Source organism: Flavobacterium sp. (assembly GCF_030146175.1).
Taxonomy (GTDB): domain Bacteria; phylum Bacteroidota; class Bacteroidia; order Flavobacteriales; family Flavobacteriaceae; genus Flavobacterium.
Window position 1 is genome coordinate 1 of the sequence record NZ_JASLCE010000121.1, and the last position, 2,979, is coordinate 2,979.

A 2,979-nucleotide genomic window follows, 5' to 3' on the forward strand; every position below is an offset into this window, starting at 1 on the left:
AAATTAGTAAAAGCATACCTATATATAGTATAATTCCGGTAATCTTTAAACTCTAAAAACTTGTTGAATGATAATATCATCAAAAAAAAGCCTAATTTAAATCAATGTAAAATATTTGAATTATACTACCTATATATATTGTATGTCTTTCTCTAAACTTTTATATTTGCGCTTTATAAATTTAATATATGATAAAGATTACATTACCCGATGGTTCGGTAAAGGAGTTTGCACAAGGTGTAACTCCGATGGATGTTGCCAAAAGCATTAGTGAAGGATTGGCTCGAAATGTTATTTCGGCTTCTTTTAATGGTACAACAGTTGAAACCACGACCGAATTAACCACGGACGGTGCTCTTGTATTGTATACCTGGAATGATAAAGAAGGTAAAAAAGCGTTCTGGCATTCCACTTCACACGTAATGGCGCAAGCTTTACAGGAAATGTATCCGGGTGTTAAACTAACAATTGGTCCGGCTATTGACAATGGTTTTTACTATGACGTCGATTTTGGTGATCAAAGAATTACCGACGCCGACTTTAAAGCTATTGAAGATCGTGTTCTTGCCATTTCAAAAGAAAAACACGAATTTAAAATGCGTTCTGCTACAAAAGCCGAAGCATTGGAATTTTACGCAAAAGAAAACAATCCGTATAAAACAGAATTAATCGAAAACCTGGAAGATGGAACGATTACTTTCTGTGATCATGCTACGTTTACCGACTTATGTCGTGGTGGTCATATTCCGAACACCGGAATCATCAAAGCCATGAAAATATTATCGGTTGCCGGAGCGTATTGGAGAGGTGATGAAAAAAACAAACAGTTAACCCGTGTTTACGGTATTTCATTCCCGAAACAAAAAGATCTAACCGATTATCTGGAATTACTGGAAGAAGCCAAACGTCGTGACCACAGAAAACTTGGAAAAGAACTGGAATTATTCCATTTCTCCCAACGTGTAGGACAAGGTCTTCCATTATGGTTGCCAAAAGGAGCCGCTTTACGCGATCGTTTGGAGCAATTCCTTAAAAAAGCGCAGAAAAAAGCCGGATACGAACAAGTTGTTTCGCCACATATCGGACAAAAAGAACTTTATGTGACTTCCGGACACTATGCTAAATATGGAGCCGACAGTTTCCAGCCGATTCATACACCGGCTGAAGGAGAGGAATTTTTATTAAAACCAATGAACTGTCCGCATCACTGTGAAATCTATAATGCAAAACCGTGGAGTTATAAAGACCTTCCGAAGCGTTATGCTGAATTCGGAACCGTATACCGTTACGAGCAAAGTGGTGAATTACATGGATTAACCCGTGTTCGCGGATTTACTCAGGATGACGCACACATTTTCTGTACGCCGGAACAATTGGATGCTGAGTTTAAAAACGTAATTGACCTGGTACTTTACGTATTTGGCTCTTTAGGTTTTGAAAACTTTACCGCTCAGATCTCATTACGTGATCCGGAAAAACCGGAAAAATATATTGGATCGGATGACAACTGGGATAAAGCCGAGAACGCGATTATCAATGCCGCCAAAGAAAAAGGACTGAATACGACAGTAGAATACGGAGAAGCCGCTTTCTACGGTCCGAAACTGGACTTTATGGTAAAAGATGCTTTGGGAAGAAGCTGGCAATTAGGAACTATTCAGGTGGATTACAACTTACCGGAGCGTTTCGATTTGACATATAAAGGTTCTGATAATGAGCTACATCGTCCGGTAATGATCCACCGCGCACCATTCGGATCGATGGAGCGTTTTATCGCGATTTTACTAGAGCATACTGGAGGAAATTTCCCACTTTGGTTAATGCCGGAGCAGGCTATAATCCTGTCTTTGAGCGAGAAATATGAAAATTATGCCAAAAAAGTTTTAGATTTGCTAGAAAATCACGAAATTCGCGCCCTAATTGATAATCGTAACGAAACGATTGGTAAGAAAATCCGGGAAGCTGAAGTTCAGAAATTACCGTTTATGCTGATTGTTGGAGAAGAAGAAGAAAAGAACGGTACGATTTCGGTTCGTCGTCACGGCGATTCCGGAAAATCAAATCAGACCATGACAATTGAACAATTTGCTTCTTTAGTACAAGAAGAAATTAATAAGACATTAAAATCATTCTAAGTTTAACTTAAATTTTTAGAGCCATAGCAATTAGAAACAACAGGGGCTTTCAGCCCAGAGTAGAAAAAAAGGATCCGCACAGAACAAACAATGCTATCCGTGTTCCTGAGGTTCGCCTTGTAGGAGAGAACATCGAGCCAGGTGTTTACAAAACATCTCAGGCCTTACAAATGGCAGAAGAGCAAGAATTGGATTTGGTTGAAATCTCTCCCAATGCCGCTCCTCCGGTTTGTAAAATAATGGATTACAAAAAGTTTCTTTACGAACAAAAGAAGCGGGATAAAATGCTAAAAGCTAAATCTTCGCAAATTGTTGTAAAAGAGATTCGCTTTGGACCTCAGACAGATGAACACGATTATGAGTTCAAGAAAAAGAATGCTGAAAAATTCCTGAAAGAAGGATCAAAATTAAAAGCATTCGTATTCTTTAAAGGACGTTCGATCATCTATAAAGAGCAAGGACAGATTTTATTATTACGTCTTGCTCAGGATCTTGAAGAATTCGGAAAAGTGGAAGCACTTCCGGTACTTGAAGGTAAGCGTATGATTATGTTCATTGCACCTAAAAAGAAAAAGCAATAAGCTACTTCTTTTTACCATTTTAATCAACGGGCTTTTAGAGTCCCTGATATAGTATTGCAGTTTGTTTTTTCAGATTGTAATCAAAATAATAAGTAAGATAAATCTAATACCTAGGAAGAAAATGCCTAAAATGAAAACTAAATCTAGTGCTAAGAAACGTTTTAAAGTTACTGGCTCTGGAAAAATCAAGAGAAAGCACGCTTTTAAAAGTCACATTTTGACTAAAAAATCTAAAAAGCGTAAATTAGCTTTAACTCACGCGG

At 37.9% G+C, this 2,979-nt stretch carries 3 protein-coding genes; all 3 read left to right on the forward strand.

Features of this window, described 5'->3' with window-relative positions:
* Window positions 1-188 precede the first annotated feature (188 nt).
* Window positions 189-2,135, forward strand: a complete 1,947-nt coding sequence (gene thrS, locus Q1R07_RS13920) for a threonine--tRNA ligase (protein ID WP_300491417.1) — start codon at window positions 189-191, stop codon at window positions 2,133-2,135.
* A 29-nt stretch (window positions 2,136-2,164) separates the two neighbouring features.
* Window positions 2,165-2,716: a translation initiation factor IF-3 gene (infC, locus tag Q1R07_RS13925; protein ID WP_300491419.1), complete on the forward strand. Its 552-nt coding sequence runs from the start codon at window positions 2,165-2,167 to the stop codon at window positions 2,714-2,716.
* A gap of 121 nt (window positions 2,717-2,837) precedes the next feature.
* On the forward strand, window positions 2,838-2,979 hold a 142-nt coding region (rpmI, locus tag Q1R07_RS13930; protein WP_300491421.1), incomplete at its 3' end, for a 50S ribosomal protein L35.

Bases quoted from the DNA above. Each gene is read 5' to 3' on its own strand.
- thrS (WP_300491417.1), top strand. From the start codon at position 189: ATGATAAAGATTACATTACCCGATGGTTCGGTAAAGGAGTTTGCACAA.